We start from the raw sequence: 6,003 nt of genomic DNA on the forward strand, positions 1-6,003 counted from the left end.
AAGCTCCCTTATTAAGCTTGCTAGAGAAATTTAAAGGTGACATAGAGCAGGTGCCATCTATGTATTCTGCGCTAAAGCATCAGGGTCGCCCCTTATATGAATATGCGCGCAAAGGTATCACGATAGAGCGTCCTGCACGCCCAGTTAGTATTTTCAGGCTTGAGCTCGATGAGTTACGCGAAAAGCAGCTCGATTTGACTGTCGAATGTTCGAAAGGTACTTATATTCGCTCATTAGTGGAAGATATTGGTAATGAACTGGGCTGTGGTGCGCATGTCTCAATGTTGCGTCGTTTTAAGGCCGGGCACTTCATGTTGGATAGCACTGTTAAGATGCTTGCTTTGGACGAAATGTCTCAAGAACTTGCTTTAGGTGAAGGCTTGGAAGCAGTTTTAGATGTCAATTTACTGCCAATTGACAGTTTATTGCCTGATACACCCAAAGTATGCCTAAAAAATGAGCTTGTAAGCTCGATATTAAATGGACAAGCGGTTAGAATAGCCGACTTTGAAAATACTGGCTTTGTCTGTATTTATCTGCCTGTTGATACTTTATGCCAAAATTTAAGTGTCGAGCAGACAATATTCAAGCAGTATTTTGAATCTACCTTTGAAAAAGATGGTCAGCAATATGTCTTTGCTGGTGTCGCTGAAATTGACGAAGAAGGTATGTTACAACCTAGTCGACTCGTCAACTTTAATGAAATTGCGACACAGGTATAGGTCTTTTTCAAACTAATAACGGTAGAAAGAAAACAAGTTTCGCAAACGAGTTGACTGTAAATATGCGCGGTTGGCTTAAGTTTTAATTAGCATATTGAGGAAATAACTATGGCTCTTAATGCCGAAGAAAAAGCAAAAGTAGTAAGCGAATATCAACAGTCTGAAGGTGATACTGGTTCTCCAGAAGTTCAGGTTGCATTGTTGACAACTAACATCAACAAATTGCAAGGCCACTTCAAGGGTAACAAGCACGACCACCATTCACGTCGCGGTTTGATCCGTATGGTTAACCAGCGTCGTAAGTTGTTGGACTACTTGAAGCGTAAGGACGGTCAGCGTTATTTAGACTTGATCGCTCGCTTAGGTCTACGTCGCTAAGGTGTAAGCTTTTTGAGCTTTGTTTTAGAGATGACTATGATTTTGTTATGAAGTCATAAATAAAGTACCGGCATGTCTTGAAAGATAGACATGCCGGTTCTTTTTTATCGATAATCATATTTTTTTATGTGATTGTCATCACGCTTAGTTGTTTGTGCAGCTAAGGTAAATGTAAAAGTGCTTTGTTAGAAGGCCGTAAAGTTTTATGTCTGAGTGTTTTTTCTGAGCTCGTTCTTCAAAGAAGTAAGAACACTGAGACGTAAAGCTTTTAGTCCTTGTCATTTAGCGAAGCTAAATCAAAGAAAATAAATTAAGGAGCCGATGTGAATCCGGTTATTAAAAAATTTAAGTACGGTAAGTCAGAAGTTACAATCGAAACAGGCAGAATCGCTCGTCAAGCAACAGGTTCTGTATTAGTCACAATGGACGATATCGCAGTATTGGTTGCGGTAACAGCAGCTAAACAAACTGCGCCAGGCCAAGACTTTTTCCCATTATCTGTTTTCTACAACGAGAAACAGTATGCGATTGGTAAAATCCCAGGTGGTTACATCAAGCGTGAATCGCGTCCTTCTGAAAAAGAGACGCTAACTTCTCGTCTAATTGACCGTCCAATTCGTCCGTTGTTTCCAAATGGTTTCATGAACGAAGTTCAGGTTGTTTGTACTGTTATGTCAGCAAACAAAACTGACAACTCAGATATCGCAGCGATGATCGGTACTTCTGCTGCGTTGGCTATCTCAGGTGTTCCGTTCAATGGTCCTATCGGTGCAGCACGTGTTGGCTTTACTGATGAAGATGGTTATTCACTTAACCCAACAAACGCTGAGTTGGAAGATTCGTTATTAGACATGGTTGTAGCGGGCACCAAAGACGCAGTATTGATGGTTGAGTCTGAAGCAAAAGAAATGACTGAAGACGAAATGCTGGGCGCTGTTTTGTTTGCTCACCAGGAAATGCAGGCAATCGTTACTGCTGTAACCGAGTTTGCTGAAGAAGTAGGCACTGAGAAGTGGGACTGGACTCCTGAAGAAGTGAACACTGCGCTTGCTGAAGCTGTTGCGGCTGAGTCAGCGGAAGGTATTACAGCTGCTTACTCTATTAGCGACAAAATGGCACGTTACAGTGCACTAGGTGAGCTGAAAGCTGCTGCTGTTGAGAAGCTAGTGACCGATGCGGAAGATTCACCTTCTGCAGATGACGTTAAAGCTTACTTCTCTAAGTTAGAAAAGAAAATTGTTCGTGGTCGTATCACGCAAGGCGAGCCTCGTATCGATGGTCGTGACAACAGCACTGTTCGTCCTATAAAGGTTGAAGTGGGTGTACTGCCGAATACTCATGGTTCAGCTTTGTTTACACGTGGTGAGACTCAGGCGATTGTTACGACAACGCTAGGTACCTCTCGTGATGCACAGATCGTTGACGATTATGCTGGCGAATACAAAGAAAACTTCATGTTGCACTACAACTTCCCTCCTTACTCTGTAGGTGAGTGTGGTCGTATGGGTCCTCCAGGTCGTCGTGAGATCGGTCATGGTAAGTTGGCTAAGCGTGGTCTTCAGGCGCTTATGCCTACCGCTGAGGAATTCCCATACACAATTCGTTGTGTATCTGAAATCACAGAATCTAACGGTTCTAGCTCAATGGCAAGTGTTTGCGGAAGCAGCTTGGCAATGATGGATGCGGGTGTACCTTTAGCTGCGCCAGTTGCGGGTATCGCAATGGGCTTGGTTAAAGAAGGTGATGACTTTGCCGTTCTGACTGATATCTTGGGTGATGAAGATCACTTAGGCGATATGGACTTTAAAGTAGCGGGTACTGACGAAGGTATTACTGCTTTGCAGATGGATATCAAGATCGAAGGTATCAATGAGCAGATCATGGATATCGCACTTAAGCAGGCACACGATGCTCGTATTCATATTCTTGGTGAAATGAACAAGGTAATTGATGCATCTCGCGAGAACTTGTCTGACAAGGCTCCTGCAATGCGTACCATGAGTGTTCACGCTGACAAGATTCGTGACGTTATCGGTAAAGGTGGTGCAACGATCCGTTCTATTACTGAACAGACTGGTGCATCAGTTGATATCGAAGATGACGGTTCTATCAAGGTATTTGGTGAAGACAATGCGAGTGCTCAAGCAGCTATCGATATGATTATGGGTATCACTGCTGAAGCTGAAATTGGTCAGGTTTACGAAGGTAAAGTTGAGCGTATCGTTGATTTCGGTGCATTCGTTAATATCTTGCCTGGTAAAGATGGCTTGGTTCATATTTCTCAAATCTCAAATGAGCGTGTTGAGAAAGTAACTGATGTTCTTGAAGAGGGTCAGATGGTTAAGGTTAAGGTTCTAGATGTCGATAACCGAGGCCGTATCAAGCTAAGCATGAAAGAATTAGCTGAAGCTGAATAAGCTTTAGTGATGAAACTTAGGTCACTTGCAGTGCATTGAGTGGCCATTAAAGGAAGGGAGGTTTGAAAACCTCCCTTTTTTTATGCTTAAAATACCTTCAATAAAAAAGAGTAGGAAACAGTGAGAGGCGGTAATGGTGGAAAATTATTCTAAGCAAGGGCAGGCGCTAGAGGCCTTTCTCATCAAACATCTCCCGCTGGCTCGTGCCGCCCAGGTTTCTATTGATGCCTATGATGGCGAAACACTAAAGGTCAGCGCACCGTTATCAGAGAATATTAACGATAAAGGCACCGCTTTTGGTGGAAGCTTATACAATCTCTGTGTGATCGCCGGTTGGGGAATGACTCAGCTTAAAGCTGAAGCGCTAGGGCTTAAGGGAGATATCGTTGTTGCCAAGGGGGAGATCAACTACCTTCGGCCACTGAGAGGCCGGCTTGTCGCCACGGCTTATGCACCTGCACCCGAAATCTTGGAAAAAGCTCAGCACCATCACACCGGGCTTGGAAAATCGGTCTTCCATATTGAGGTGAGCGTCCCGGATGAGAATGGCAAAACCTGCGTTAAGTTTAGCGGTAAGTACGCAGTATTAGCCGCTCAAACTTGATGATAGTGTTTGATAACGTGATGGATGGCCTGACAGAGTTTTGCTAGTTCATCATTGCTCATGACATAAGGCGGCATGACGTAAACGAGTTTACCAAAGGGGCGCACCCAAACACCTTGCTCAACGAAGCGGCCTTGTATCTCAGCCATATTGACGGCTTCATATAATTCGACAACACCGATTCCACCCAAGACACGTACTTCATTTACGCTGTCTAGCTTGGCGCATGGGCTTAAGCCTTGTTTTAGCTTGGTTTCGATATTAGCTAAACGATCTTCCCAAGGCGAGTCTAAAAGCTGCTTTACGCTTGCCAATGCTACAGCGCAAGCGAGAGGGTTGGCCATAAAGGTTGGGCCGTGCATGAAAACGCCTGGGTTACCTGAGCTGATGGTATCACTGATATGTCTCGTCGTAAGCGTCGCCGCGAGGGTCATGTAGCCACCGGTGATGGCTTTGCCTAGGCATAAAATGTCGGGTGTTACCTCGGCATGTTCACAGGCGAAGAGTTTTCCGGTACGGCCAAAGCCGGTAGCAATTTCATCAAAAATTAGCAGAACGCCAAACTCATCTGCAAGTTTACGAGCTTCTCTCAAATAGGACTCAGAATAAAAGCGCATTCCCCCGGCACCTTGAACGATAGGCTCCATAATAATGGCTGCGGTATCTTGGTGGTGGTTCTCAAGCGCTGCTCTAAGGGCTTGCTTGTCATGTTCATTGCAGGCTTCACCTGGCTTAGATGTGGGTGCTGGAACAAAGAACTGCTTGGTTAAGGTTTCTGAGAACAGTGAGTGCATACCGTTTATCGGGTCACACACCGACATGGCCGCAAAGGTGTCGCCATGATAGCCATTAAGTAGCGAGATAAAGCGTTGCTTCTTGGGTTTGCCTTGGTCATGCCAGTACTGAATTGCCATTTTCATGGCGACTTCAACGGCCACAGAGCCTGAGTCGGCGAAGAATACAGCCTCTAATTTTTGAGGGCTGATCTCAACCAGGAGTTTGCTTAGCTCGATGGCTGGATCGTGCGTGAGACCGCCAAACATGACATGAGACATTTTGTCGCATTGTGCTTTTAGGGCTTCATTTAGTGTAGGGTGATTATAACCATGAATGACGCTCCACCAGGACGCCATGCCGTCTATTAGCTTTGTTCCGTCTTTTAGCTTGAGTGTGCAACCTTGAGCTGATTCGACATGAAAAATCTTATGGGGTGCACCAATTGCACTGTAGGGGTGCCAGATATGTTGGCGGTCGATCTCAAGGGCAGTTAGCGTGGTGCTGTCGCTCATAGCTTATATCTCTGATTCAAATTTATCATGCCAGTTTAAATGATATGGTTTCGTTCAGGTAGTTTCTATTTTTTTATTGGTCTAGACGTAATCAGCAGAGGGTTTCAGCTCTCGCATGAGTATATCTCGTGCTAACCCGCTAGCGAGCCATGGAAGGCTCTACCTACAATAATAGTATAACCTCATATCTGTAGGCAGAGGGTTCCACCCCTCGCTGAGTCTACCCCGCGCTAACCCTGCCAGCGAGACGAGGGAATGTATGTTTTCGATTGAGAAACCCTTTTTCTTACTCTTAAAAATAATGAACCAGAGAAAAACTGGAGGAGTGCTGATAGGCTTGTTCTTTGGTTTGTTGCTGATAAAAGCTGTGGTAAGCCGTTTGTGCCCGGATTTGCCATTGAGCACCAAGGTTGAAGCTAAAGCCAAGCTCAATATCCAAGCGCTTGAACTTAGCGCCGAAGAGATCAAAGGGGCGATAGGCTTCTAGCTTTAGGTTCCGGTCTTCATGCTGGCTTAGCCAGCCAAGTCGGGGGCCTGCTGCTAACCAGTAGCCTTTATCGATATCATTATCGAGATTCAGTTCTCCGTCAGTA

5 protein-coding genes and 1 pseudogene are annotated in these 6,003 nt (G+C 45.0%); 4 read left to right on the forward strand and 2 right to left on the reverse strand.

Annotated elements, in window-relative coordinates; all coding sequences use genetic code 11:
- The 4 genes and pseudogenes from A3761_RS12180 to A3761_RS12195 form a co-directional block, all read left to right on the forward strand.
- Window positions 1-722, forward strand: a pseudogene (locus tag A3761_RS12180) (hypothetical protein); the annotation flags it as partial.
- A 108-nt stretch (window positions 723-830) separates the two neighbouring features.
- Window positions 831-1,100, forward strand: coding sequence for a 30S ribosomal protein S15 (gene rpsO / locus A3761_RS12185; RefSeq protein ID WP_068509647.1), 270 nt, complete (start codon window positions 831-833; stop codon window positions 1,098-1,100).
- 323 nt (window positions 1,101-1,423) lie between these two features.
- A complete protein-coding gene (pnp, locus tag A3761_RS12190) occupies window positions 1,424-3,517 on the forward strand; it encodes a polyribonucleotide nucleotidyltransferase (protein ID WP_068515201.1) in 2,094 nt (697 codons plus the stop codon).
- A 133-nt stretch (window positions 3,518-3,650) separates the two neighbouring features.
- Window positions 3,651-4,121 (forward strand): YiiD C-terminal domain-containing protein, encoded by a 471-nt coding sequence (locus tag A3761_RS12195; RefSeq protein WP_068515199.1) that lies wholly within the window; start codon window positions 3,651-3,653, stop codon window positions 4,119-4,121.
- Here A3761_RS12195 and bioA read toward each other — a convergent pair.
- The gene (bioA, locus tag A3761_RS12200; RefSeq protein ID WP_068553619.1) at window positions 4,112-5,410 is read right to left on the reverse strand and encodes an adenosylmethionine--8-amino-7-oxononanoate transaminase; all 1,299 of its coding nucleotides are present in this window, start codon (window positions 5,408-5,410) and stop codon (window positions 4,112-4,114) included. The genes A3761_RS12195 and bioA overlap by 10 nt on opposite strands.
- A 292-nt stretch (window positions 5,411-5,702) precedes the next feature.
- The coding region (locus A3761_RS27680; RefSeq protein ID WP_197473029.1) for a hypothetical protein at window positions 5,703-6,003 on the reverse strand (301 nt) is incomplete at its 5' end.

The sequence above is a fragment of the Oleiphilus sp. HI0123 genome (genome assembly GCF_001635315.1).